Source organism: Blastococcus haudaquaticus (assembly GCF_900230285.1).
Taxonomy (GTDB): domain Bacteria; phylum Actinomycetota; class Actinomycetes; order Mycobacteriales; family Geodermatophilaceae; genus Blastococcus_B; species Blastococcus_B haudaquaticus.
In genome coordinates, this window is the sequence record NZ_OCNK01000001.1 from 1,120,090 (window position 1) to 1,144,090 (window position 24,001).

General features: G+C 72.6%; 21 protein-coding genes. 5 read left to right on the forward strand and 16 right to left on the reverse strand.

The genetic code is table 11. The annotated features are described in order from the left end of the window. Positions 1-77: 77 nt before the first annotated feature. The gene (locus CRP30_RS05490) at positions 78-449 is read right to left on the reverse strand and encodes a phage holin family protein (RefSeq protein ID WP_097182860.1); all 372 of its coding nucleotides are present in this window, start codon (positions 447-449) and stop codon (positions 78-80) included. 115 nt (positions 450-564) lie between these two features. On the opposite strand from CRP30_RS05490, the gene CRP30_RS05495 reads away from it, so the two are divergent. The 3 genes from CRP30_RS05495 (at position 565) to CRP30_RS05505 (ending at position 3,107) form a co-directional block, all read left to right on the forward strand. Continuing rightward, positions 565-1,014: a hypothetical protein gene (locus CRP30_RS05495; RefSeq protein WP_097182861.1), complete on the forward strand. Its 450-nt coding sequence runs from the start codon at positions 565-567 to the stop codon at positions 1,012-1,014. Between the two features lie 71 nt (positions 1,015-1,085). Next, entirely contained in the window at positions 1,086-2,279 is a 1,194-nt protein-coding gene (locus CRP30_RS05500; RefSeq protein ID WP_097183164.1) for an ATP-binding protein, read from the forward strand. A 75-nt stretch (positions 2,280-2,354) separates the two neighbouring features. Further along, entirely contained in the window at positions 2,355-3,107 is a 753-nt protein-coding gene (locus CRP30_RS05505) for a ZIP family metal transporter (RefSeq protein ID WP_097182862.1), read from the forward strand. A 9-nt stretch (positions 3,108-3,116) separates the two neighbouring features. On the opposite strand, the gene CRP30_RS05510 is transcribed toward CRP30_RS05505, so the two are convergent. Continuing rightward, positions 3,117-4,886, reverse strand: a complete 1,770-nt coding sequence (locus CRP30_RS05510) for a SpoIIE family protein phosphatase (RefSeq protein WP_143278402.1) — start codon at positions 4,884-4,886, stop codon at positions 3,117-3,119. Positions 4,887-5,098: 212 nt separating this feature from the next. On the opposite strand from CRP30_RS05510, the gene CRP30_RS05515 reads away from it, so the two are divergent. Both CRP30_RS05515 and CRP30_RS05520 read left to right on the forward strand, forming a co-directional pair. After that, a complete protein-coding gene (locus tag CRP30_RS05515) occupies positions 5,099-6,811 on the forward strand; it encodes a SpoIIE family protein phosphatase (protein WP_097182864.1) in 1,713 nt (570 codons plus the stop codon). Between the two features lie 27 nt (positions 6,812-6,838). Beyond that, the gene (locus tag CRP30_RS05520; protein ID WP_097182865.1) at positions 6,839-7,297 is read left to right on the forward strand and encodes an ATP-binding protein; all 459 of its coding nucleotides are present in this window, start codon (positions 6,839-6,841) and stop codon (positions 7,295-7,297) included. Between the two features lie 93 nt (positions 7,298-7,390). Here CRP30_RS05520 and CRP30_RS05525 read toward each other — a convergent pair whose 3' ends face one another. From CRP30_RS05525 to CRP30_RS05590, 14 genes are all read right to left on the reverse strand, one after another. Continuing rightward, positions 7,391-7,873, reverse strand: coding sequence for a hypothetical protein (locus CRP30_RS05525; protein ID WP_097182866.1), 483 nt, complete (start codon positions 7,871-7,873; stop codon positions 7,391-7,393). Beyond that, entirely contained in the window at positions 7,870-8,232 is a 363-nt protein-coding gene (locus CRP30_RS05530) for a response regulator (RefSeq protein ID WP_097182867.1), read from the reverse strand. The genes CRP30_RS05525 and CRP30_RS05530 overlap by 4 nt, the downstream gene beginning before the upstream one ends. 49 nt (positions 8,233-8,281) lie before the next feature. Continuing rightward, positions 8,282-8,797 (reverse strand): chemotaxis protein CheX, encoded by a 516-nt coding sequence (locus tag CRP30_RS05535; protein WP_097182868.1) that lies wholly within the window; start codon positions 8,795-8,797, stop codon positions 8,282-8,284. After that, on the reverse strand, positions 8,794-9,177 hold the full coding sequence (locus CRP30_RS05540) for a response regulator (RefSeq protein ID WP_097182869.1): 384 nt from the start codon (positions 9,175-9,177) through the stop codon (positions 8,794-8,796). Before CRP30_RS05540 ends, CRP30_RS05535 begins: the two co-directional genes overlap by 4 nt. Positions 9,178-9,179: 2 nt before the next feature. Further along, positions 9,180-10,004: a CheR family methyltransferase gene (locus CRP30_RS05545; RefSeq protein WP_097182870.1), complete on the reverse strand. Its 825-nt coding sequence runs from the start codon at positions 10,002-10,004 to the stop codon at positions 9,180-9,182. After that, positions 10,001-11,110: a protein-glutamate methylesterase/protein-glutamine glutaminase gene (locus CRP30_RS05550; RefSeq protein ID WP_097182871.1), complete on the reverse strand. Its 1,110-nt coding sequence runs from the start codon at positions 11,108-11,110 to the stop codon at positions 10,001-10,003. Before CRP30_RS05550 ends, CRP30_RS05545 begins: the two co-directional genes overlap by 4 nt. A 430-nt stretch (positions 11,111-11,540) precedes the next feature. Then, positions 11,541-12,431, reverse strand: coding sequence for a hypothetical protein (locus tag CRP30_RS05555; protein ID WP_097182872.1), 891 nt, complete (start codon positions 12,429-12,431; stop codon positions 11,541-11,543). 167 nt (positions 12,432-12,598) lie between these two features. Then, on the reverse strand, positions 12,599-13,051 hold the full coding sequence (locus CRP30_RS05560) for a chemotaxis protein CheW (RefSeq protein WP_097182873.1): 453 nt from the start codon (positions 13,049-13,051) through the stop codon (positions 12,599-12,601). A gap of 1 nt (position 13,052) precedes the next feature. Further along, entirely contained in the window at positions 13,053-15,554 is a 2,502-nt protein-coding gene (locus tag CRP30_RS05565; protein WP_097182874.1) for a chemotaxis protein CheA, read from the reverse strand. Between the two features lie 177 nt (positions 15,555-15,731). Then, on the reverse strand, positions 15,732-17,345 hold the full coding sequence (locus CRP30_RS05570) for a methyl-accepting chemotaxis protein (protein ID WP_097182875.1): 1,614 nt from the start codon (positions 17,343-17,345) through the stop codon (positions 15,732-15,734). A 550-nt stretch (positions 17,346-17,895) separates the two neighbouring features. Continuing rightward, a complete protein-coding gene (locus tag CRP30_RS05575) occupies positions 17,896-19,512 on the reverse strand; it encodes a methyl-accepting chemotaxis protein (RefSeq protein ID WP_097182876.1) in 1,617 nt (538 codons plus the stop codon). A gap of 294 nt (positions 19,513-19,806) precedes the next feature. Further along, entirely contained in the window at positions 19,807-21,414 is a 1,608-nt protein-coding gene (locus CRP30_RS05580; RefSeq protein ID WP_200814555.1) for a methyl-accepting chemotaxis protein, read from the reverse strand. A gap of 313 nt (positions 21,415-21,727) precedes the next feature. Further along, the gene (gene otsB, locus CRP30_RS05585; protein ID WP_235003183.1) at positions 21,728-22,483 is read right to left on the reverse strand and encodes a trehalose-phosphatase; all 756 of its coding nucleotides are present in this window, start codon (positions 22,481-22,483) and stop codon (positions 21,728-21,730) included. Continuing rightward, positions 22,480-23,994, reverse strand: a complete 1,515-nt coding sequence (locus tag CRP30_RS05590) for an alpha,alpha-trehalose-phosphate synthase (UDP-forming) (protein ID WP_235003184.1) — start codon at positions 23,992-23,994, stop codon at positions 22,480-22,482. The genes otsB and CRP30_RS05590 overlap by 4 nt, the downstream gene beginning before the upstream one ends. Between the last annotated feature and the right edge of the window lie 7 nt (positions 23,995-24,001).

The window sequence follows — 24,001 nt, forward strand, 5'->3', positions numbered from 1 at the left end:
TGCGGTCCGGACCACTTCTCATGGCGACGCCGGGCGGCGTTACCGACCCGTGGCCGGACGCACCGCCCAGGCGCAGCTCAGCGGTCCAGGAGCTGGTCGGCCACCCACCCGGCGACGGCGAGGATCAGGCCGCCGATGATCGCCGTGCCGAACCCGTCGATCGTCAGGCGGTCGGTGAGCCCGGCGGTCAGCGCGAGCAGCGCCGCGTTGATGACCAGCAGGAACAGGCCCAGCGTCAGCAGGACGAACGGCAGGGACAGCAGTCGCAGGAGCGGCCCCACGATCGCGTTCACCACGCCGAAGATCAACCCGATCCAGAGGTAGGTGCCGTAGATGCCGAGCGGCCCGTCGGGGTTCTCCACGACGTTCAGCCCCGACAGGACGTCGTACTTCGTCAGGCCGAAGAAGACGGCGGCGAGGATGACGACCTTGAGCGCGAACTTGATCACGCGGCCGACGCTAGCGGTGCGCGCTTGTCCGTTGGGGGATCTGGCCGGATCTGCGGGTGTCTAGCGCCTGCCCTAGAGATTGGCAGACGCCGCTCGACGGGCGAGAATCCTCGCCGTGACGACGACCGACGAGCCGCTGGCCATCCGGCAGCCGCGGTGGGTCCGGCTCGTGGGCCCCGCCTTCCTCGCCGTCTGGGGATCGGCCTTCCTGTTCTCCGACGACGGCTGGGGGAACTTCCGGGTGCCGGGTCTGGTCATCGCCGTCGTCGCGGTGGCGTTCGTCGGCCGCATGCTGTTCTGGAGCGCCATCGGCACCGACGACGGCCGGCTCACCGTGCGGAACGCCTGGTCCACCCGCACGTTCACCCGGGACGAGATCGACGGCGTGGAGGTCGACCGCGCCGCCGGCCGTGGCTGGGCGGTGTGGCTGCGGCTCGCGGACGGCGGACGCCATTCCCTCGACGTGACCCAGGCGCCGTTCCTGGGGCCCTTCCGCGCGACCCTCGAGCGGCAGGCCGACGCCGTCCGTGCGTGGCTCGACGGCCGGCCGCACGCCTTCCTCTGATCCCACGACACGCCTAGCCCGTTCTACCGATCTCTACGGATCGGACTAGAGAACGCCATACGGTGCTCGACATGGATCCCGTCCGGAACCCGTACGCGCCCGGCGCCGGCCAGCGACCCCCCGAGCTGGCCGGTCGGGACACCGAGCTCTCGGCCTTCGACGTGGTGCTGGAGCGGATCGCCCACGGCCGGCCGGAGCGCTCGCTCGTGCTGACCGGGCTGCGCGGCGTCGGCAAGACCGTGCTGCTCAACCAGCTGCGGTCGGCGGCGATCTCGCGCGGCTGGGGCACCGGCAAGATCGAGGCGCGTCCCGAGCAGTCGCTGCGGCGGCCGGTCTCCTCCGCGCTGCACATGGCGCTGCGCGAGCTGGGGCCGCGCCACCGCGACCAGGGGTCGATGGAGGAGGTCCTCGGCGTCGTCAAGGCCTTCGCGCAGCGGGTGAGCCCAGCCGACGCGAAGGTGCGGGACCGGTGGCAGCCCGGCATCGACGTCCCTGCGGCCACGGGGCGCGCCGACTCCGGCGACATGGAGATCGACCTCGTCGAGCTGCTCAGCGACGCGGCCGGGGTGGCCGCCGACATCGGCAGCGGCATCGCGCTGTTCATCGACGAGATGCAGGACGTCCAGCCCGACGACGTCTCGGCCATCTGCGCGGCCTGCCACGAGCTCTCCCAGCAGGGCGCGCCGCTGATCGTCGTGGGTGCGGGTCTCCCCCACCTGCCCGCCGTGCTGTCGGCGTCGAAGAGCTACTCCGAACGGCTTTTCCGGTACCTGCGCATCGACCGGCTGGAGCGCGAGGCCGCCGATCGCGCGCTGATCGCACCCGCCGAGCGGGAGGGGGTGGAGTTCGCGCAGGGCGCCCTGGACGCCCTGTACGAGGCCGCCGACGGCTACCCGTACTTCGTGCAGGCCTACGGCAAGGTGACGTGGGACGTCGCCGCCTCCTCCCCCATCACCGCCGCCGACGTCGCGATGGCCGCGCCGGTCGCCGAGACCGAGCTCGCCGTCGGGTTCTTCGGCTCCCGCTACGACCGCGCGACCCCGGCCGAGCGCGAGTACATGCACGCCATGGCCGAGCTGGGCGGACCGGGCGGCGCGGCCGTGGCCACGTCGGAGGTGGCCGTCTCCCTCGGCCGGAAGCCCGCGTCCCTCTCCCCCGCGCGTGACTCGCTGATCAAGAAGGGCCTGGTCTACTCGGCCGAGCGCGGGCAGATCGCCTTCACCGTCCCGCACTTCGGCCGCTACCTCCTGCGCCACCCGGACTAGGGAAAGGACCCCGGTCCTCCTCCCCGCTCGCGAGCTCGCGGCGAGCCTCTGGACGGGGCCGGGTACAAAGCCCGCATGCCGGTGTGGATCGAGGCGGGGCTGTTCGGGCTGCTCGGTGGGGCCGCCCTCGTGCTGGGTGCGCTGGTCGCCTGGTTCGCCCGGGTGCCGCAGGCCGTCGTCGCGGGGGTCATGGCCTTCGGCTCGGGCGTGCTCATCTCCGCCGTGGCCTTCGACCTCATGGAGGAGGCCGCGGACACCGGCGGCCTGCTGCCCGCCGCCGCGGGCTTCGTGGCCGGCGCCCTGGCCTACGTCACCGCCAACGCCGTCCTGGCCCGCCGCGGCGCACGGCACCGCAAGCGCTCGGGCGGCCTGCAGCCCTCGGAGCGCGACCAGGCCGGCAGCGGGATGGCGATCGCGGTCGGCGCGCTGCTGGACGGCATCCCCGAGTCCGTCGTCCTCGGACTGGGACTCCTGGGCGGGGGCTCGGTGAGCGTGCCCGTGCTGGCGGCGGTGTTCATCTCCAACGTGCCGGAAGGCCTGTCGAGCGCCGCCGGCATGAAGCGCAGCGGGCGGTCGGCGCGCTACGTCTTCGGGGTCTGGGGCGGCATCGCGGTGGCCAGCGGCCTCGCCGCGCTGCTGGGCTACCTGGCGCTGGGCAGCGCCTCCCCCGAGGTGATCGCGGTGATCACCGCGGTGGCGGCCGGTGCGATCCTCACCATGGTGGCCGACACGATGATCCCCGAGGCGTTCGAGGAGACCCGCTCGTGGACCGGGGTGATCACCACCCTCGGCTTCCTGACCGCGTTCGCGATCGAGGTCGCCGGTTGACGGCCTCGTTCACCGGACGAGCGGCACGGCGGGCGGCAGCACGTTCGGGCCTGCCACCGCCGGGCGCTCGGCGTGCACCGGGTGCGCCCGGACGGCGAGCACGGCGACGTCGTCCTCGACGCCGACGCCCAGCATCTCGGCGAGCAGCCGGTCGCACAGCTGGTCCAGGTGCAGGTCCACCGAACCGGCGAGGACCTCGCGGAGCCGCTCACGCCCGTCGTCCAGCAGCATGCCGCGGCGCTCGAACAGACCGTCGGTGAAGAGGAGCAGGGTGCTGCCCTCGGGCATCTCGGCGACGCCGTCGACGCGCGGGCCCAGCCAGCCGATGCCCACGGGTGGCCCGACCGGCGCCGTCAGGTCGAGCACGGTCCCGTCGGCCAGCAGCAGCATCGGGTCGGGGTGGCCCGCCGTCGCCCAGCGCAGCCGCCGCAGACCAGCGGCCCGGTCCCCCGGCCCCTGCTCGATCCGGCAGACCAGCGCCGTCGCCATCGCGGGGACGGCCAGGCCGACCAGCGCGTGGTCGACGCGGCGGATCACGCCGGCCGGTTCCTCGAGCCGGTCGAACGCGATGCCCCGCACCAGCGTCTTGACCTGACCCATGGCCGCCGCGGCCTCGATGTCGTGACCCATGACGTCGCCGATCACGACGACCGTGTCGCCGTCGGGCTGCAGGAAGGCGTCGTACCAGTCGCCCCCGATCGAGACGCCCTGGGTGGCCGGCCGGTAGCGGACGGCCAGCTCCAGCTGGTCGGGTTGCACCGGCGGGGACAGCAGGCTCAGCTGCAGCCGCTCGGCGACCTGCTGGTTGGCCAGCGCCAGCCGGGCGTTGTCCAGCGCGAGCGCCGCCCGGCGCGAGGCGATCTCGGCGGTGCGCAGCTCGTCACCGGTGTGCGCCCCGCGGGCCGATCCGTTGACGAGGGTGATCGCGCCGAAGGTCTCCCCCCGCGCGACCAGCGGGAAGGTGGCCACCGCGGCCGGGCGGAGCGGACGCAGCTCCTCGCGGGCCGTGGGGTTCACGACCATCGCCTCGATGTGGGCGTCGGTCAGCTCGGGGATGATCACCGGCCGGTTGTTCCGCAGGGCCGTGGGGACCGGGGCGCTCGCGTGATTGGTCGCCACCCGGGCATCCGCGTACCGGTGCATCGCGGCCACCTGGGCCGGGTCGCTGTGCGCGCGCCCGACGTCCCGGCGGGTGCCGTCCGGGTCGACCACGCTGACCAGGCACCAGTCGGCCAGCGTCGGGACGACGAGGTGCGCGAACCGGTCGACCGCCTCGTCGACATCCAGCGTCGACGTCATGGCCAGGTTGATCTCCCCGAGCAGCAGGAGGTGCCGGCCGGCCAGCTCGGCGGACTCGGCCGCCGCTGCTGCCGACGCTGCGGCTTCCTCCCGGTCCGTCACGGCCGCCGCCCGCTCCTCGAGCATCCGGCGGCGCTCGGTGACGTCGTCGTACGTGACGACCAGTCCCGCATCGGTGAGGAAGGCGTCGGCGCGGAACCACTTCCCGAGCGGCCCGAACCAGGCCTCGGTCCCGGCGGTCACCCCGGTCGACCGCACTCCGCGGTACAGCTCGTCGAAGGGGCCGCCGACGGCCTCCGGGAACTCCGCCCAGACGTCTCGTCCGAGCAGGCCGTCGACGGTCCGGTCGAGGACGCGTGCCCCGGCCGGGTTGATGTAGCGGAAGCGCCAGTCCGCGTCGAGGACGAACAGCGGCCGCTCCATGCCCTCGACGGCCTGCAGCAGCAGGTCGCCGGGCGGAGGGGCCGCCTCGTACGTCATGCGGCCCACTCTGCCCCATCCCCCGGCCTACGCCGTAAACCTGGGCGCTCCCGGTCTCCGGTCCCACCCCGACGGGCGGAGATGCCCCGCTCCGCGCCTCCTTGGCAGCGGCGGGCCGGGTGGACACAATCAGGTGCGTCCCCGCCCTGTCGGTGTGGACGCTCCGACAAAGGGGCCGACCGTCGGAAGCGGCCAGGCGTGGGGGCACCGGGGTGGATGAGCAGGAGGCGCGGCAGCGCGAGGGCATCGGGCCTCCTCCCGACGCCGATCTCGGCCGGTTCCTCCAGACCATGCCGGCCGCCTTCTGCTTCCTCGACAAGCGCTGGAACCTCCACTACGTCAACGCGGAGGCCGAGCGGCTCCTGGGGCGCTCGTGGTCGGAGCTGGCCGGGCAGTCCCTGTGGGAGGCCGTCCCCGAGCTGGTCGGCAGCGACGTCGAGACCCACTACCGGACGGCGGTGGCCACGGGCCGGCCGCTCACCTTCGAGGCCGCCCACCCGGGCGTCGGGGGGTGGTTCGAGATCAGGGCCTGGCCCACGCCGGACGGGCTGGCCGTCTACCTGCTGGACGTGACCGACCGGCGCGACGCGGAGGAGGCCGCACGCCGGGCCACCGCCCGCACGGCGCTGCTCGCCCGGGTGAGCGCCGAGCTCTCGGGTCAGCTGGACACGCTGTCGGCGCTGGCCCGGCTGGCGCAGCTGGTCGTGCCGGTGCTGGCCGACGCCTGCATCGTGACGCTCGTCGACCGGGAGGGGCACGCGCGCGACGTCGGCTCCTGGCACGGGGACCCCGCACGACGTCCGGTCATGGACCGTTACGCGCAGCTCCGCCTCGCCACCCTGCCCGGCACGTCCCCCGTCGCCCAGGCGCTCGCGGCCGGGACGCCGGTGACCGAGTCCGTCGACGCCGTCCTCCGGGTCATGCCGGAGGGGCCGGCTCGGGATCTGCTCGTCGAGCTCTCCCCCGCCACGGCGGTCGTCCTGCCGCTGACGGCCGACGCCCGCACCGTCGGGGTCCTGACCCTGTACCAGGACGCGGACCGGGTGATGCGCGCGGAGGACACCGACACCGCGTGGCAGGTGGCCGCGGAGGCCGCCCGGGCCATCGCCCGGGTGCACCGGCACAGCCAGCAGGCGCAGCTGGCCGAGACGCTCCAGCGCAGCCTGCTGACCGAGCCGCCGGCGGTGGACGGGCTCGCCGTCGTGGTGCGGTACGTCCCGGCGGCCGAGGCCGCGCGGGTGGGCGGCGACTGGTACGACGCCTTCCTCCAGCGCGACGACGCCCTGATGGTGGTCATCGGGGACGTGGTGGGCCACGACACGGCGGCCGCGGCGGCGATGGGTCAGTTGCGTGGCCTGCTGCGCGGCATAGCGCACTACAGCGGCGCCGGGCCCGCCGAGGTGCTCCGCGGACTGGACGACGCCGTCGTCGGGATGCACGACGACACGCTGGCGACCGCGGCGATCGTGCGCTTCGAGCAGGACGGGCAGGGCGGCCCGCGCCTCCGCTGGGCCAACGCCGGGCACCCCCCGCCGATCGTCGTCGCGGCCGACGGCGGGATCACGGTGCTGGGGTCGGAGCTGGGCGACCTGATGCTCGGGGTCGACCCGACGGCGGTCCGGGCCGAGTCGGTGGTCGCCCTGCCGCCCGGCACGACCGTCCTCCTGCACACCGACGGCCTCATCGAGCGCAGGGACAGCAGCCTGGACGACGGCACCCGCACTCTCCTCGGGCATCTCCGGGAGCTCGCCGGGCGTCCGTTGGAGGAGCTGTGCGACGGGCTGCTGCGCAGGATGCTGCGCGGCATCCCCCAGGACGACGTGGCACTGGTGGCCGTCCGGTGTGCCGGAGCCCACCCCGCCGGGGCAGGAACACAGCCCCCCGGACGGTTGACGACCCCGGCTACGGGGCACCCCCGGCGCTGACATCGATTCCACACCGGGGACGAGGGCATGGGGAGACTCGCGTGGCCGCTGCGCCCGCTGCCGGACGGGCGCGGCGAGGTCTGGCGATGGGACCTGCGTGGACTGGCCGAGCTGGCCGCCGCCCGGGCGGGCCTGCGTAGCAGGCTCGGCGTGGTCGGCTTCCCCCCTCCCGACGAGGACACGGCGGGTGAGCGGCTGGTGCTCGCCTTCGACGAGCTGGCCTCCAACGCCCTGCGGCACGGGGAGTCGCCCGTCGTGGCGACGGTCGTCGCCGGCAGCGGTGGATGGCTCCTCGACGTGAGCGACCGGGCGCCGGAGACGATGCCCGCCCCGGCCGTCGACCGCGATCCGGCGAAGGGCGGCATGGGGCTGCACCTGGTGGCCCGCCTGTCCGTGGCACACGGCTGGTACGTCGACGGCGGCCGCAAGCACGTCTGGGCCTGCCTGCCCACCACCGTCGCGGACCGCCGGCCGGCCCTGGCCTGAGCAGCACAGCGCCCGGGGCCGCGGGGACCCGAAGGTCCCGGCGCCGCCCCGGGCGTCTGCAGGCGGTCCGGAGACCGCGGTGTCAGCTCCGGATCAGGGGATGACCAGGGACAGGGCGCCCTTGCCGTAGCCCTGGATGTCGATGGCGAAGTCGGCACGGTTGAACGCGGCGAGCATGCCCGCCAGGTCCGGTGCGACCTCCTCGCCGGGCGCGTACAGCTTGTGCAGCTTGGAGTGCGGGGCGCCCGGGGTGTTGAACAGCGCGGACAGCACGTTCACCACCTCGTGCAGCGCCTCGAGCTGCATGCCGCTCAGCTCGCCGTCCTCCTCGACGGCGTCCTGGCAGCCGCCGGGGGGCAGCAGGGCCAGACCGCCGGCGGTGTAGGCCGACGCCCCGAGGTCCATCAGGCAGAGCGCGTTGACCGACATGTCGGGGGACACGTAGACGGCCACGGAGACCGGGCGGTCCGGCGTCGGGGTCACCGGTGCGCCGGGTGACACGACGACGGTGCGGCCCACGAGGCCCTCGAGCATGTCGCGGACGTCCTTGGCGGCCGGCAGCAGCACCGTGCTCATGCGATCACCCCGTCCAGGTGCTCGGTGAAGGTGTCGGCGGTGAACGGCTTGGCGATGAGGAAGAGGGCGCCGGCGTTGGCGGCCTTCTCGCGCATCTCCGGGGAGCCCTCCGAGGTGACGAAGCCGAACGGCACGGCCGAACCCGAGGCGCGCAGCGCCTGGAGGCACTCGATGCCGGTCATGTTCGGCATGTTCCAGTCCGACAGGACCAGATCCGGCTTCTCCGAGCCGACCTTGGCCAGCGCGTCGGCGCCGTCCTCGGCCTCGACGATGTCGTGGTCGTCGTACCCGGCCTGGCGCAACGTGCGGATGACGATCTGCCGCATGACGCGGCTGTCGTCGGCGACGAGGATCTTCACAGTGACACTCCGTTCTGGGGGGATCGCGGTTCTGGGTAGATCGTGCGATTCAGTGGGTGAGCGGCAGGGCCGGCAGGGCGCCCTGGACGGAGATGGCGACGGGCTGGCCGCGCCACAGGACGTCGATGCGGCACAGGTCGGCCGGATTGCGCACGGCGGGGGCGTCGCCGACGTCGGGGAGGCTCAGCCCCGACGGTCCGGGGAGAGCGGCCTTGACGTTCCCGCCGACGACGTTGGCGATCTCGCCGAACGCGTCGGCGACGTCCTCGTCCTCGAGCTCCGCGGGAGCGGCCGGGCCCAGGAGGGCGCGGGTCAGCTCCGCGGCGGTCCGGCGGCCGGTGGTGAGGACCACCGAGCCGGTCCACGGGCCGACGACGTCGACCCAGGCGGACAGCGGGTCCACGGGCAGGTCGCCGGGAATCGGGATCAGGACCTCGTCCTCGCCGACCAGCGCGATCCACGCCTCACCGGCGATCGACTCGACGGTGGGTGCGTCGATGAGCTCGGTGATCAGCGGGCGGGCGTCGACGGCGCGACGCCGTTCGCCGGAGTCGATCGTGGTCACAGCGCAACCTCCTGGGGAAGCAGGCCGAGCAGGGCGAGCTTGTCGCGGATGGCGTCGGCGGTGAACGGCTTGATCACGTACTCGTGGGCGCCGGCGGCCAGGGCGCGCACGATCTGCGTGTGCTCGCTCTCCGAGGTGACCATCATGAGAGTGATCGAGCGCCACGACGGGTTGGAACGGACGGCGGAGACGAACTGCAGTCCGTCCATCACCGGCATGTTCCAGTCGACGCAGACCAGCTCGGGGATCCAGCCCTCGTCGAGCACGTCGAGGCCTTCCCTCCCGTGGCCGGCGCCGCGGACCTCGTAGCCGAGGCCCTCCAGGATTGCTGTGACGATCCGGCGCATGGCGCGGGAGTCGTCGATGACCAGAGCACGCACGTTCAGGCCCCCTTCAGTGGGCGGTAGGCGGAGCTGCGGCCGACGACGACCCGCTCCCAGGAGTCGTCCACCCCGAGCGTCGTCTCTGCCGCACCGAGGAACAGCCATCCGTCGGGGCGCATGAGGTCGCGCACGCGGCGGAGGATCGCCTGCTTCGTGGGCAGGTCGAAGTAGATGAGCACGTTGCGCAGGTAGACCACGTCGAAAGGGCCCATCCGCGGCAACGGCGCTGCGAGGTTGCACTCGGTGGCGGTCACCATCCGTCGCAGCGGGGCGGCCACCTCCCACTCGTTGCCCACCCGGGTGAAGTGCCGGACGAGCATCGGAGCGGGCAGCCCGCGGTTGACCTCGAGCTGGCTGAACCGCCCGGCCTTCGTGCGGGTCACCATCTCGCGGGAGAGGTCGGTCGCGGTGATCGAGACGCGGCTGGTGGCGTTCGGGATCGAGTCCTCGAGCAGCATCGCGATCGTGTACGGCTCCTGCCCGCTGGAGCTGGCGGCCGACCAGATCTGCAGGCGCTCGTTCGGCCCACGCGCGGCCAGCAGCGCCGGCATGACGGTGGAGGTGAGCGCGGTGAACGGGTCGCCGTCGCGGAACCACGAGGTCTCGTTCGTGGTCAGCGCCTCGACGATCCGGCGGTTGCAGTCGGCGTCCGGGCGGTTGCGCACGGAGTCCACGAACTGGGAGACGTCCGGGATGCCCCTCTCCCGGGCGATGGGCAGCAGCCGCGCCTCGACGAGGTACTCCTTGCCCGGCTGCAGGACGATCGCGCTCTCCTTGTGCACGAGCGCGCGGACCCAGTCGAAGCTGGTGGTGGTGAGGGTCATCGGAGGGCTCCAGCGACGGTTGCGGCGGGTCGAGCAGTGGCGGTGAGGCCCGAGAGGTGGCGGGCGATGGCGTCCGGGATGCGATCGAGGGGCAGAACCTCGTCGGCGTAGCCGGCCTGGCTGATGGCTCCGGGCATGCCCCAGACGACCGAGGTGGCCTGGTCCTGCACCAGGACGGTCCCTCCGGCGGCACGGATCTCGCCGGCACCGTTGCGGCCGTCGGCGCCCATGCCGGTCAGGACGACGGCCAGGACGGCACCGTCGAACGCCGTGACGGCCGAGCGGAAGAGCGGGTCGACCGCCGGACGGCAGAAGTTCTCGGGCGGCCCCTGGTTCAGCCCGGTCGTCAGCCCCCGCGCGGTGGCCCGCACGACGAGGTGGTGGTCCCCGGGGGCCAGGTGCACGGTGCCCGGGAGGAGCGGGGTGCCGTCGGAGGCCTCCACGACGCGCAGGGGGCACAGCCGGTCCAGGCGCTGCGCGAACTGGCGCGTGAACACCGGAGGCATGTGCTGGACGAGCAGCACGGGCACGGGCAGGGAGGCGGGGAGCTGGGGGAGCACCTTGGCGAGGGCCTCGGGTCCACCGGTCGAGGAGCCGATCACCAGGACCGCGGGCTTCTTGCCCGGGCCGGTGCGGGGGGCCGCCGGCGGAGGTGGGGGGACCGGGGCCGCCACGCGGGCCGGCCCCATGCTCACCGGACGGCCCGTGAGCGCCTTGATCTTGGGGATGAGCTGCTCGCGCACGCTCTCCATCGACTGACCGACGCTGCCGACGTTGGCCGGCTTGGTGACGTACTCGTTGGCACCGGCCGAGAGCGCGTCGAGGGTGGCCGACGCACCGCGCTCGGTCAGCGTGCTGAACATGACGATGGGCACGCGGTTGCGCGTCGCGCGGATCGCGCGGACGGCCTCGATGCCGTTCATCTCCGGCATCTCGATGTCCATCGTGACCAGGTCCGGCTTGAGCTGCTCCAGCTTGCTCACGGCGATCCGGCCGTTGACGGCGGTGCCGACGACCTCGATGTCCGGATCCGCGGAGAGCACGTCGGTCACGATCTTCCGGACGACGACGGAATCGTCGACGACCATCACCCTGATCGGGTTCACGCGTGTCCTCCTGCTTCCCTGCGGGGCTCAGCCCGGCAGGCTGTTCAGTTCTGTATCGGCACCGGTTCGCGACCCTTGAGCGAAAGCTCGGGTTCTCTCGTCCACCAGGCGGCCCGGGAGGGCGCCGACGACGTTGCCGTCACAGGGAGCTTCGGACGTGCGCAATCAAAAGAAAAGCGATCGCGCGAACTCGTTACGCAATTCCTCGACGACCGTTCCGAAAGCGTCGAAATAGCATTTCGGCAATGTGTCGACAATTGCGTGCCGGTCGCCGTCCGGGCGCGAAAGGCCCAGGTCACCGCGCCGCGGACGGGGGACTGCCGGGCGCGGTGGGATCAGGACGTGCCGGTCACCGGGTGGCCGACGACACGGTCACCCCGGCAGCCCGGCAGCCCGGAGCCCCCGCGCCGACGCGGGGCGGGGGTGTGGGTCAGCGGGCGGCGACGCGGCGCCAGGGCGCCTGGAGGACCGCCGCGGAGGCGTCGTCGAGCAGATCGGCCATGGCCACGCCCTGGACACACCCGGAGACGGCGTTCCACACCCCGGCGGCGCCGTCGTGCAGGTCGAAGCCGCCGTCGAGGAAGGCCTGGACGGCGTGCAGCTGTGCGGTGGCCAGTGCCCGGGTCCGCCCGGACACGTGCGCGCCCCAGGACGCCTCGTGCATGGCCGTGGCCCACGGGCGGCGCTCGGTGCGCCCGTGATCCACGGCGGCGCGCCAGGCTGCGCGGCCGGCGTCGTCGAGGGACCGCACGGCGTCCAGCAGGACGCTCAGGTCGCCGGCAGCGGGACCGAGCTCGTCGCCGACCGTGGGGGCGGGGAGACCGCGCTCGACGGCCCGGTCGTAGGGACCGGTGAGCTCGCGGCGGACCAGCGGGGGGAGCACACCGGCCGCCCAGTAGCCCACGGCGGCGTCGGCGAGGACGGCCACGGCCTGATCCCGCTCGTCCTCGCCGAGGTCGGCGGCCGGCGCGTGCTCGGGCCCGAGGACGTCGTCGCGGAGCAGGCGCTCCAGCGTCGGGGCGTCGCCGATGGTGCCCTGCTCGAGCTGGGTCACCAGCACGGCGGCGCGGTCCGCGCCGGCAGCGGCGTTGCGCATGTGCGGGACGGTGGCCGCCATCTCCCGGGCCCGGCGGCCACGGACGGCGAGCAGACCGCGCTCCTCGCGGGTCAGACCGCGGCCCGGGGCGGCCTCGGCCAGCCGCCCGAGGGTGTCGGCGTCGGCCTGGAGGCCGGTCAGGAGCACGCCGGCGACGGCGCGGCCCGCAGGGAGCCGCACCAGGTCGAAGCCGAGCGTCGCGGCACTGACCAGGGAGTAGGGCACGGTCGCCTCCAGGGGTGGGTTCCCCCATGCTGGCGGTGATCGGCCGGAAACGCGATTCACGACGACGCGACCGTCACCCCTTCGCGGGAGGGCGAGAGGGTGACGGTCGCGTGTTCAGTGCACGTGCGTGTATGGCTGATCACGCCGGGTGACCGATGGAGCGGCCGTCAGGCGCTGACCGCCTTCTGGACGTCCAGGGCCAGCAGGAGCTGGCCGCGCAGCTTGTACGCGCCGCGGATCAGGTCGCGAGCCTGACCCTCGAGGGTGTCCGGCGGGGCCTCGAAGTCGGCGGCGTCCACGTCGACGACGTCCGCGATCGAATCGACGAGCATGCTGACGGCCTCGCCGTGCAGCCGGACGACGATCACGACGGGGTCGGTGCCCTCGGGGCGCGGCGGCCGCCCGAGGCGCTCCCGCAGCTCGATCGCGGTCACCACCTGGCCCCGGAGGTTGATCAGCCCGGCGACGGCCGTCGGCGCGAGCGGCACGCGCGTGAGCTGCTGGCTGCGCAGCACCTCCTGCACGTGCTCGACCTCGATGCCGTACAGGTCACCGTCCAGCCGGAAGGTGGCCAGCTGCCCGCTGGTCGCGGGCGCGGGAGCGTGGGTGGGGGCGGTCACGTCAGACCTCCAGCAGAGAGGCGGGGACGCCGGTCGGCGTCGTGGGGGCGGAGTAGAACGCCGGGTCGGCGGCCAGGATCGCGGCGCGGACGTCCAGCAGCTCGGTGACCCGGTCGCCGAGGACGGCGGAACCGAGCAGGCCGAGGTCGTCGATGTCGCTGCGCACAGCGGCCTCGCCGTCGACGATGTCGAGGATCTCCTCCACGACGATCGCGACGCTCCGGCCGTGGTCGCTGTAGACGATGACCTCGAGCACCTCGCGCTCGGTCTCGCCGTAGGCGCCCAGGTGCCGGTCGAGCCGGATCATCGGCAGGATCGCACCGCGGTACTGCACGACCTCGCGGTTGCCGACCTTCTCCACCGACTCGGTGCGCACCTGCTCGAGGCGGGTGACCGTGTCGAGCGGGATGGCCACGCGCCGGCCGCCGCCGATGGCAGCGAGCAGCATGCGCTGGCGGTCGGTCTCGCTGGCGGCCGCGGCGGCGTGCGCGGCGGCCTTCTGCGGGTCCTGCCGCTCGTTGGTCTCGGCGCGCAGGGCCCGCCGGGCGAGCGCCTGGACGTCGAGGATGAGCGCGACGGTGCCGTCACCGAGGACGGTCGCGCCGGAGTATAGGCCGATCGCCTTCATCTGGCCGCCGACCGCCTTGACGACGATCTCCTCGGTGTTGATGACGCGGTCCACGACCAGGCCGAAACGGCGCCCCTCGGAGCGCAGGACGGCGATGACCACGTGGCCGTCGTGCCGCTCGGAGGTCAGGCCGAGCACATCGGTCAGGCGCACGAGCGGGAGCAGTTCGCCGCGGAGCCGGTAGACCTGGGCCCCGCCGACCTCCTCGACGGCGTTGGCGGCCTTCTCGGCGTCCAGGCTGACGAGCTCCTGCAGGCTGATCTGCGGGATGGCGTACCGGTCGGAGGCGCACTCGACGGTCAGCGCGGGCACGATCGCCAGCGTCAACGGGATGCGCAGCCGGCAGACGGTCCCCACACCGGGGTCGGACTCGACCTCGATGGTGCCGCCGATGGACTCGATGTTGGTCTTGACGACGTCCATGCCGACACCGCGGCCGGAGACGTTGGTGACCGCGGCAGCCGTGGAGAAGCCGGGCAGGAAGATCAGCTGCAGGATGTCGGACGGGCTCATCCGGGTGAGACCGTCGGCCGTCACCAGGCCCCGCTGCACGGCCTTGGCGCCGAGCTTGGCCGGGTCGATCCCCGCGCCGTCGTCGGCGACCTCGACGACGACCTGGCCGCTCTCGTGCCGGGCACGCAGGGTCAGGATGCCCTCGGCGGGCTTGCCCGCCTTCTTGCGCACGTCCGGCGCCTCGATGCCGTGGTCGACGGAGTTGCGGACCAGGTGGGTCAACGGGTCCTTGACCGCCTCGAGCAGCGTCTTGTCGAGCTCGGTCTCCCGGCCCTCCATCTCCAGCCGCACGCTCTTGCCGCACTGCAGCCCCAGGTCGCGGACGACGCGCGGCAGCTTGGACCAGATGTGGTCGATGGGCTGCATGCGCGTCTTCATGACGCCTTCCTGCAGCTCGCTCGCGATCAGGTTGAGTCGCTGCGAGGCCCGGATCAGGTCCGTGTCGGTCTGCCGCGCGACGTTCTGCACGATCTGGTTGCGGGTCAGCACGAGCTCGCCGACCAGCAGCATCAGCTCGTCGAGCAGGTCGACGTCGACGCGGATCGTGCTGTCGGCGACGCCGCGCCGGGTCTGGCCGTCACCCGCGGCCGCGGGTGTCGTCTCCCCGTCGGTCTGCTCTGCGGCGGGAGCCGGCGGGGCCGACTCCTCGACGATGGGCTCGGGGATGACTGCGTTCGCTCCCTCGTGCAGTTCCTCGGCGAGGACGCCGACGGGCGCGTCGTCCCGCGGGCCGGCGGCGGGTGCCGCCGGGGTCGTGCCGGCGCGCGGCGTGGTCGCCTTGCGCGCGGTGGTCTTCCTGGTGGGCGCCTTGACCGCAGCCTTGACCGCAGCCTTGACCGGGGCCTTCGCCGGGGCCTTGGCCGCAGCCTTGGCCGGGGCCTTCGCGGCGGCCTTGGCCGGAGCCTTCACCGCAGCCGCAGTCGTGGCCGGGGCGGCGGCGCGCGGGGTCGGGATGGCCGGGGCCGGTGCCGCCGGTGCATCGTCCATGGCCGCGGTGATGGCCGCGACGACCCCGGCGACCTCCACGCCACCCTCGCCGCCACTGGCCTCGATCGAGGTGAGCAGGGAGCGGACCGTGTCCACCATCTGCAGCAGCACGCTGGTGCGCGCCGGGCTCAGCTCCAGCTCGCCGTCCCGCAGGCGGGAGAGCATGTTCTCCCCGACGTGCGTGACCTCCTCGAGCCGGTTGAAGGCGAGGAAGCCGCTGGTGCCCTTGATCGTGTGGATCGTCCGGAAGATGCTGGACAGCCGCTCGCGCGAGTTGGGGTCCTGCTCCAGGGCGACCAGGTCCGAGTCCAGCTGGTCGAGGTTCTCGTGGCTCTCCACCAGGAACTCTTCGACGATGTCGTCCAGACCGTCCACCGTTGTTGCCTTCTCTCTCGCGTCGCGAAACGGCTGGGAGCCGGTCCGGTTGGGTCATCGGCGCGCCGCCGGCGGAGTCAAGGTGAATCCGCCGGCGGCAACTGCCGTCGTGCCTGTTATCGGCACCCGCGGCGCGGGTCCGACACCCGCCCGCCGGTGACGGGCAAGAGGGCTTCCTCAGTAGGTGAAGTTGCCGACCGTGGTGCGCAGGTCGGCGGCCATGCGGGACAGCTCGTCGACGGCGGTGCGGGTCTGGGTCAGCGCCTGCGTGGTGGAATCCGCGGCGGTGGACACGCCGGTGATGTTGCTGGCGATCTCCGTCGTCCCACCGGCGGCCTCCTGGACCGAGCGCGACATCTCGTTCGTCGTGGCCGTCTGCTCCTCCACCGCGGAGGCGATGGTGGTCTGCCGGTCGGAGATCTGCGCGACGATGGAGCTGATCTCCTCGATCGCGGCCACCGCGGCGGTGGTGTCGCCCTGGATGGACTGCACCCGCCGGGCGATGTCCTCGGTGGCCTTCGCCGTCTCCTGCGCCAGCTCCTTCACCTCGTTGGCCACCACCGCGAAGCCCTTGCCCGCCTCGCCGGCCCGGGCCGCCTCGATGGTCGCGTTCAGCGCCAGCAGGTTGGTCTGCTCGGCGATCGAGGTGATGACCTTGACGACGTTGCCGATCTCGGCCGAGGACGCGCCCAGCTTGGCGACGGTCGCCGTCGTGGTCTCGGCGGCGGTCACGGCGCGGGCGGCGACCTCGCTGGCCTCCGCGGCGTTGGAGGCGATCTCCCGGATCGAAGCGCCCATCTCCTCGGCACCCGCGGCCACGGTCTGCACGCTGCGGGAGACCTCCTCCGCGGCCGAGGACACGACACCGGACTGCGCGGCGGTCTCCTCCGCCGATGCCGAGATCTGCGCGGAGGAGGCGCTCAGCTCCTCCGACGACGCCGCCACCGCATCCGCGGACGCGGCCACCGAGCCCAGCACCGAGCGCAGGCTCGCCTGGGCCGTGGCCAGGGAGGCAGCCATGCGGCCGAGCTCGTCGGCCGAGCGGACCTCGGGGGTGACCGTCAGGTCGCCCTCGGCGAGCGCGTCCACGGACTTCTGCACCGAACGGACGGTGGCCACGATCTGCCGGACGACGAGCACACCCAGCAGGGAGGCGGCGGCGATCCCGATGGCAAGGGCGGTCCACAGGGTGACGCGCGCCGACGAGGCCAGGTCCTGGCCGGCGGCGGCGTCGGCCTGCGCGTCGACGGCCTGCCGCTCCTGCTCGACCCCGAAGGCGTCGGACAGCCCTCGGCCGGCTTCGGCCAGTGAGCCGTTGGCGATGGCCAGGGCGGCGGCCTCGTTGCCGGCGTCGGCGACCGGGACGAGCTGGGTGTCGACCGTCGCGTAGTAGGCGTCGATCGCGTCCTGCAGGGGCGCGACGTCGGCGGGGTTGTTCAGCGTGCCGACGTAGGACTCCCACTGCTGGGTGAACAGCTCGCGGCGCTCGACGAGGTCGGCCGTCAGGCTCGCGCGGGTGGCGTCGTTCGAGAGGCCGTAGAGGATGTAGCGGGCACGGTCACCCTGGAACGTGCGCTGCGCCTCGCCCAACTTGTTCAGCGGGACGATGGAGTCCTCGTAGAGGGTTTCGCCGGCGTCGGCCAGGGTCCCCATCCGCTGGACCGCAAGGACGGTCACGGCGCAGGCCACGATCGCGAGGACGGCCAGCGCAGCCCCGATCTTGACGCCGATCGGACGGTCGGCGAACCAGCGTGCCCGACCGGTTCGGGCGGGCAGGGCGGATGCGGTCATGGCGGTTCTCCAGGGAAAGGGTGGTGCGAGGCGGCCGGGTTTCGGCGTGCCCGGAATGGTTCAGCGGAGCCGATCCATCGACTGGCGCCTCTGTGACGAACCAAAAAGATAGGACACTTCTGGTTGGGTTGGTTCCATTTTCAATCGTGTCGCGGCGGCTCGGGAGACATTGGTCGGTGACCGCATTTCCCATGTCGACATGGCGCCATTGTGATTGCGTCGGAGCACAAGTGACGGAGGGGAAGTGTGAGCAAGCGGGGACGGGAACTGGTCATGATCGCCGGCACGTCCGCCGATGACCACCGACCGGGGAACGACCGGGACTGCGGTGGACGGGGAGCGTTCCCGCTCGTCCAGGTGGTGAGGTCCTCGCAGGCACCGTTCCGCACCCCCGCGAACTCGTCCACCGCCGCGCGGGTCCGGTCGCCGGGCCCTGCCTCTTCCCGGAGGGCACAGACACCGAGGAGCGCACGACCCCGGGGGTCGTGCGCTCCTCGTCGTCGTGCCGGTCAGCGCCGGTCCACGGCCCCCGTGCGAGGCCCTCGGTCCGTCAGTAGGTGAACCGCCCGACGGTGGTGCGGAGGTCGGCGGCCATGCGGGACAGCTCGTCGACGGCGGTGCGGGTCTGCGTCAGCGCCTGGGTGGTCGAGTCCGCGGCCGAGGAGACCCCGGTGATGTTCGCGGCGATCTCGCCGGTGCCGCTGGCCGCCTCCTGGACGGAGCGGGACATCTCGCTGGTGGTGGCGGTCTGCTCCTCCACCGCACTGGCGATGGTCGTCTGCCGGTCGGAGATCTGCGCGACGATGCTGCTGATCTCCTCGATCGCCGTCACCGCCGCCGTGGTGTCGCCCTGGATGGCGAGCACCCGCTTGGCGATGTCCTCGGTCGCCTTCGCCGTCTCCTGCGCCAGCTCCTTGACCTCGTTGGCCACGACGGCGAAGCCCTTGCCGGCCTCGCCCGCCCGGGCCGCCTCGATGGTGGCGTTCAGGGCCAGCAGGTTGGTCTGCTCGGCGATGCTCGTGATGACCTTGACGACGTTGCCGATCTCGGCGGAGGACGCCCCGAGCTTCGCGACGGTCGCCGTGGTGGTCTCCGCGGCGACCACGGCCTTGGCCGCGACCTCGCTGGCCTCGGCGGCGTTGCTGGCGATCTCCCGGATGGAGGCCCCCATCTGCTCGGCACCCGCGGCCACGGTCTGCACGTTCCGGCTGACCTCCTCGGCCGCCGAGGACACGACACCGGACTGCGCGGAGGTCTCCTCCGCCGACGCCGAGATCTGCGCCGAGTTCGCGCTCAGCTCCTCCGACGAGGCGGCGACGGCATCCGCCGACTGCACGACCGAGGAGAGGACCTCCCGCAGGCTGGCCTGCGCGGAGTCGAGGGCTGCGGCCATCCGGCCCAGCTCGTCGTGGGAGGTGATCCCGGTGGCGACGGTCAGGTCGCCGCGCGCCATGGCCTCGGCCGAGGCCTGGACGGCGGTGACGGTGCGCGTGATGCGGCGTACGACGAACCACGTGAGTGCCGCGGCGACGAGGATCGAGGCCAGAGTCACCGACAGCAGGGTCGTCTTCGCGTCCGACACGTCCTCGGCGGCGTCGGCGGTGCGGCTCGCCGCCTGGGTGGACTGCGCGATGCCTTCTTCCTCGAGGCCGTCGGCGATGTCGGTGAGGAGCGGGCTGGAGACGTCGCGGTAGACCTGGGCGTAGGTCTTCAGGTTGCCGGCGTCGGCGGCCGGGAACAGCTGGGCGGCGTTCGTGGCGAGGAACTGCTCGCGGGCGCCCAGGTACTTGTCGATGGCGGCCTGGTCGATGATGTACGGCTCGTAATCGGCGAGCGCTGCCTCGACGTCGGCCTGCTTCTCCTCCATCTCGCCGAGCAGCTCCACTCGACGGGCCGGGTCGGACACGGCGTACTCGAGCACCCGCGCGCGGTGCGCGGCCGTGGCCCGCTGCACCGCGGAGAGGGCGTTCAGCGGCTCCAGGTTCTCCTCGTAGATGCTCTCCTGGTCGGCGTGCATGTGGTCGATGCGGTCGAGGGCGAGGACGTTCGTGCCGAGCACGACGACGCCGAGCAGGCCGACGACGGCGCCGATCTTCACGCCGATGGGACGGTCGGCGAACCATCCACCGGATCGCCCGGATCGAGTGGTGCGGGCTGGGACGGTCATTGCGGGACTCCAGGGGACGCTCGTGGGCTTCGGGGTTTGACGGACCGGAAGACCGCCGTCGTCCCGATCGCCGAAAGAATGCGTGACGCCGATCCGCGTGAGCAGCAATGGCGCGGCGTGTCGGTGGAGTGCGGTCGAGAAAGGTCGGCTACCGCGTTTGGCCGGTGTCTTTGTCGACAATTCCGGAGGCCCCGGAAATGGACCGAGGGGCGCACGACCGGTAGGTCGTGCGCCCCTCGGGCCGTTCAGATGCTCACCCCGGGCCTGTGAGGAGTGGGGGAGCCGTGTCCGTGGTCAGTAGGTGAACCTGCCGACGGTGGTGCGCAGCTCCGCGGCCATCTGCGACAGCTCGTCCACGGCGAGCCGCGTCTGGGTCAGCGCCTGCGTGGTCGACTCCGCGGCCGAGGACACGCCGGTGATGTTCGCGGCGATCTCTCCGGTGCCACTGGCGGCCTCCTGGACCGAGCGGGACATCTCGCTCGTCGTCGCCGTCTGCTCCTCCACCGCGGAGGCGATGGTGGTCTGCCGGTCGGAGATCTGCGCGACGATCGCGGAGATCTCGTCGATGGCAGCGACCGCGGCGGTGGTGTCGCCCTGGATGGCGAGCACGCGCTTGGCGATGTCCTCGGTGGCCTTCGCCGTCTCCTGGGCCAGCTCCTTGACCTCGTTGGCCACGACCGCGAAACCCTTGCCGGCCTCCCCGGCCCGGGCCGCCTCGATGGTGGCGTTGAGGGCCAGCAGGTTGGTCTGCTCGGCGATCGAGGTGATCACCTTGACGACGTTGCCGATCTCCGCCGACGACTCACCCAGCTTGTCGACCGTGGCCTTGGTCGTCGCAGCAGCGGCGACCGCACGGTTGGCGACCTCGCTGGCCTCCGCGGCGTTGGAGGCGATCTCCCGGATGGAGGCCCCCATCTGCTCGGCACCGGCGGCGACGGTCTCGACGCTGCGGGAGACCTCCTCGGCCGCAGAGGCGACGACGCCACCCTGGGTGGAGGTCTCCTCGGCCGAGGCGGAGATCTGCGCGGAGCTGGCGCTCAGCTCCTCGGAGGAGGACGCGACGGCGTGCGCGGAGGAGGCGACACCGGCCAGGACCACACGCAGGTTCTCCTGGGCAAGGTCCAGCGCGGCTGCCATCTGGCCGACCTCGTCCTTGGACACCACACCGGTCGCCTTGGTCAGGTCGCCGGCGGCGAGGGCCTCGAGCGACAGCTTCACCGCGCGAACGGGCCGGGTGATCGAGCGCATGATCACCCAGCTGACCAGGCCGATGACGGCCAGCGCCGCCATGGCGATGAGCAGGCTGATGGTTTGGGCGCGGGCGATCGCGTCGTCCAGCCTGACCTGGGCGGCGTCACTGTCGGCGGCGAGTGCATCCTTCGCCGTGCCGACGGCGCCGTCGGTCAGGTCGTTGGCGGTCTGGATGTCCTCCCACGCGGCGCGCGTCGCGGCCTGGTCGGCGACCGCCGAATTCACGAACGTGGAGATGGCGTCCATGTAGGCGACGTAACTGTCGGCCAGGCCGGCCACCGCGTCGGCGCTCGCGCCGGTCAGGGAGATGGGGGCCAGCTCGTCGAGCAGCGCTTGGGGGGTGGCGATGTCGTCGGCCAGCTCGGTGAGCTGCTCGGCCGGGACGTCGCGGACGATCGACTTGAAGCCGTCGACCTTGAGCTCGCTGGCCCGCGTATCCAGCTGGAGCACCAGCTCCTGGGCCTCGTTGAGGTTCTCGAGCTCGGCGTTGGCCTCGCGCACCGTGGCGTTGCCGATGAGCATCGAGGCGAGGACCCCGCCGAGGGCGAGCAAGACGACGGTCACGAGGAGACCGAACTTGACGGCGAGCGGACGGTCGGCGAACCAGCCGGCTCGCCGCCCGCGAGCGGGAGAGGGGGGAGAGGCGTTCACGGTTGACCGTCCTGAGGGAGAAATGGTGCATGTGCCGGATGGGTGACACGTTGATTGTTGTCACTCCAAGGACCCGCAGACGTTCACCATTCATGGACCCGTCCGATTCGTGATGTGTACGGCGGGTCAGCGCATTCCAGGCGCAATTTGTCGATTCGGCCCATCAGATGACGGGTCGGCGCTCGCCCTGCCGAAGTGGGTCCAGCTGGGCGGATGTCCGTGTACCGCCGTCCGTGTCGACAACGGCGGGGCGGTGAGGACGGGCTCGGGACTTTCGTCCTCTTTCGTCGTGTGCGACACGACCGGCCCGAGCTCAGACGAGCAGGTCCGCCAGCTGCCGCAGCACCGCGAGCGCGCCCGGGAGATCGGCGACCCGGTGCTGCGCCGCCGTGGCACCGTCACCGACCTTCACCGTGACGTCGCCGGGGCCGAGGGCGCGGAAGCCGTCCTCGTCCGTGAGGTCGTCCCCCAGGTACAGCGTCGCGGCGGCCCCCAGCTCAGCTCCCAGACGCACCAGGGCGCTGCCCTTGTCCGCGTCCGTCACGGCGAGCTCGAGGACGTCCTTGCCCGGCTTCTTCGTCAGTGACGAATCAGCGATCGAGCCCGCCTCGTCCAGGAGTGCAGTACCGGCGACGCGATCGACGACCTGTCGGACGTGGACGGCCACGCTCGCCGGCTTCACCTCCAACCGCGCCCCGGCCACGCGGGAGACGAGGGGCTCCAGCCGAGCGGCGAGCGCGTCCCGGCGGGTCGCGAGCTCCCCGGCCAGGGGACCGTCGAACTCGGCGCCGTGGCTGCCCACCCAGCGGTACGGACCTGAGAGCCCGCTCGTCCGCTGCAGGTCGGCGACACCGCGTCCGCTGACCAGGGCGACCGTGACGCCGTCGACAGCAGCCAGACGCGCGAGCACCTCCGCGACACCCGCCTCCGGGACGGCGTCGGAGGGGTCGTCCCGCAGCCGAGCCAGGACGCCGTCGTAGTCGCTGGCCACCAGGAGCGGACGGCGGGCGGCGATCGCGCCCAGGCCGGTCACCAGCCCGGGAGGCAGCGCGTCAGGGGAGGAGGTCACCCCTGGGCCCCGCCCCGGCCGTTCGACAGCGGCGTGGCTGCCCGCCCGGCGACCCGCCCACTGGTCTGGCCACCGTCCTGGGCCTTGAGCGCGTCGAAGAACGAGCTCGCCCAGTGCTCGAGGTCGTTCTTCGCGAGGTGGCGGCGCATGGCGCGCATCCGCGAGGCGGCCTCGCGCGGGTCGACGCGGAGCGCCCGCAGCAGCTGGTTCTTCACGCCCGCGATGTCGTGCGGGTTGACCAGGAAGGCCTGCTTCAGCTCCGCGGCGGCGCCGGCGAACTCCGACAGCACGAGCGCGCCGCCGAGGTCGGAACGTGCGGCCACGTACTCCTTGGCCACCAGGTTCATGCCGTCCCGGTACGGCGTCACGAGCATGACGTCGGCAGCCCGGTACAGCGCGGCGAGCTCTTCCCGCGGCATCGACTGGTTGAAGTAGTGCACCGCCGGGCCCGCCATCGAGCCGAAGACGCCGTTGATGTGGCCGACCTGCTGCTCGATGGTCTCCCGCATGTGCACGTAGTGCTCGACCCGCTCGCGGCTCGGCGTGGCCACCTGGACGAGGACGGTGCCTGGCGACTCGACGGCGCCGTCCTCGAGCAGCTCCTCGAAGGCATTGAGCCGGACGCTGATGCCCTTGGTGTAGTCGAGCCGGTCGACGCCCAGGATGATCTTGTCCGGGTTGCCGAGCTCCTTGCGGATCTCCTCGGCGCGGGCCAGCACCTCGGGGGAGCGGGCCAGCTCGTCGAACGCCGCGACGTCGATCGAGATGGGGAAGGCCTTCGCCGTCACCGCGCGGCCGTCGTACTCGATGGTGTTCTTGCGGGCCGGGAGGTCGTGCAGTCGGCGGGCCAGCTGGACGAAGTTCGTCGCCGCCGAGGGGCGCTGGAAGCCCACCAGGTCGGCGCCGAGCAGCCCCTCGACGATGGCCGACCGCCACGGCAGCTGGGTGAACAGCTCGTAGGGCGGGAAGGGGATGTGCAGGAAGAACCCGATCGTCAGGTCGGGCCGCTGCTGGCGCAGGAGCGCCGGGACGAGCTGCAGCTGGTAGTCGTGCACCCAGACGATCGCGCCTTCGGCGGCGACGGCCGCGGCGCGTTCGGCGAAGCGCTTGTTGACCTGGACGTAGGTGTCCCACCAGGTCCGGTGGTACTCCGGCTTCTCGACCACGTCGTGGTACAGCGGCCACAGCGAGGCGTTGGACATGCCCTCGTAGTAGCGGTCGACCTCGTCCTCGGTGAGCTCCACCGGGATCAGCGACATCCCCCCGGACTCGAACGGCTCCGGCGCCTCGCCGGCCGAGCCGGACCAGCCCACCCACGCGCCGCCGCGGCCGGCCACGAAGGGCTCCAGCGCGGTCACCAGCCCGCCCGGGCTGCGCTGCCACCGGGTGCTGCCGTCGGGATCGGTGACCTGGTCGACCGGGAGCCGGTTGGCCACGACGACGACCGGGCTGTCCGCGCCGACGTCGTCGCCCGTGTCCGCGCCCGTGTGGTTGCCCGTGTTCTCCGCCATACCGTGC

Bases quoted from the DNA above. Each gene is read 5' to 3' on its own strand.
- CRP30_RS05500 (WP_097183164.1), top strand. From the start codon at position 1,086: ATGGATCCCGTCCGGAACCCGTACGCGCCCGGCGCCGGCCAGCGACCC.
- CRP30_RS05505 (WP_097182862.1), top strand. From the start codon at position 2,355: ATGCCGGTGTGGATCGAGGCGGGGCTGTTCGGGCTGCTCGGTGGGGCC.
- CRP30_RS05510 (WP_143278402.1), bottom strand. From the start codon at position 4,886: ATGACGTACGAGGCGGCCCCTCCGCCCGGCGACCTGCTGCTGCAGGCC.
- CRP30_RS05520 (WP_097182865.1), top strand. From the start codon at position 6,839: ATGGGGAGACTCGCGTGGCCGCTGCGCCCGCTGCCGGACGGGCGCGGC.
- CRP30_RS05525 (WP_097182866.1), bottom strand. From the start codon at position 7,873: ATGAGCACGGTGCTGCTGCCGGCCGCCAAGGACGTCCGCGACATGCTC.
- CRP30_RS05545 (WP_097182870.1), bottom strand. From the start codon at position 10,004: ATGACCCTCACCACCACCAGCTTCGACTGGGTCCGCGCGCTCGTGCAC.
- CRP30_RS05570 (WP_097182875.1), bottom strand. From the start codon at position 17,345: ATGACCGCATCCGCCCTGCCCGCCCGAACCGGTCGGGCACGCTGGTTC.
- CRP30_RS05575 (WP_097182876.1), bottom strand. From the start codon at position 19,512: ATGACCGTCCCAGCCCGCACCACTCGATCCGGGCGATCCGGTGGATGG.
- CRP30_RS05590 (WP_235003184.1), bottom strand. From the start codon at position 23,994: ATGGCGGAGAACACGGGCAACCACACGGGCGCGGACACGGGCGACGAC.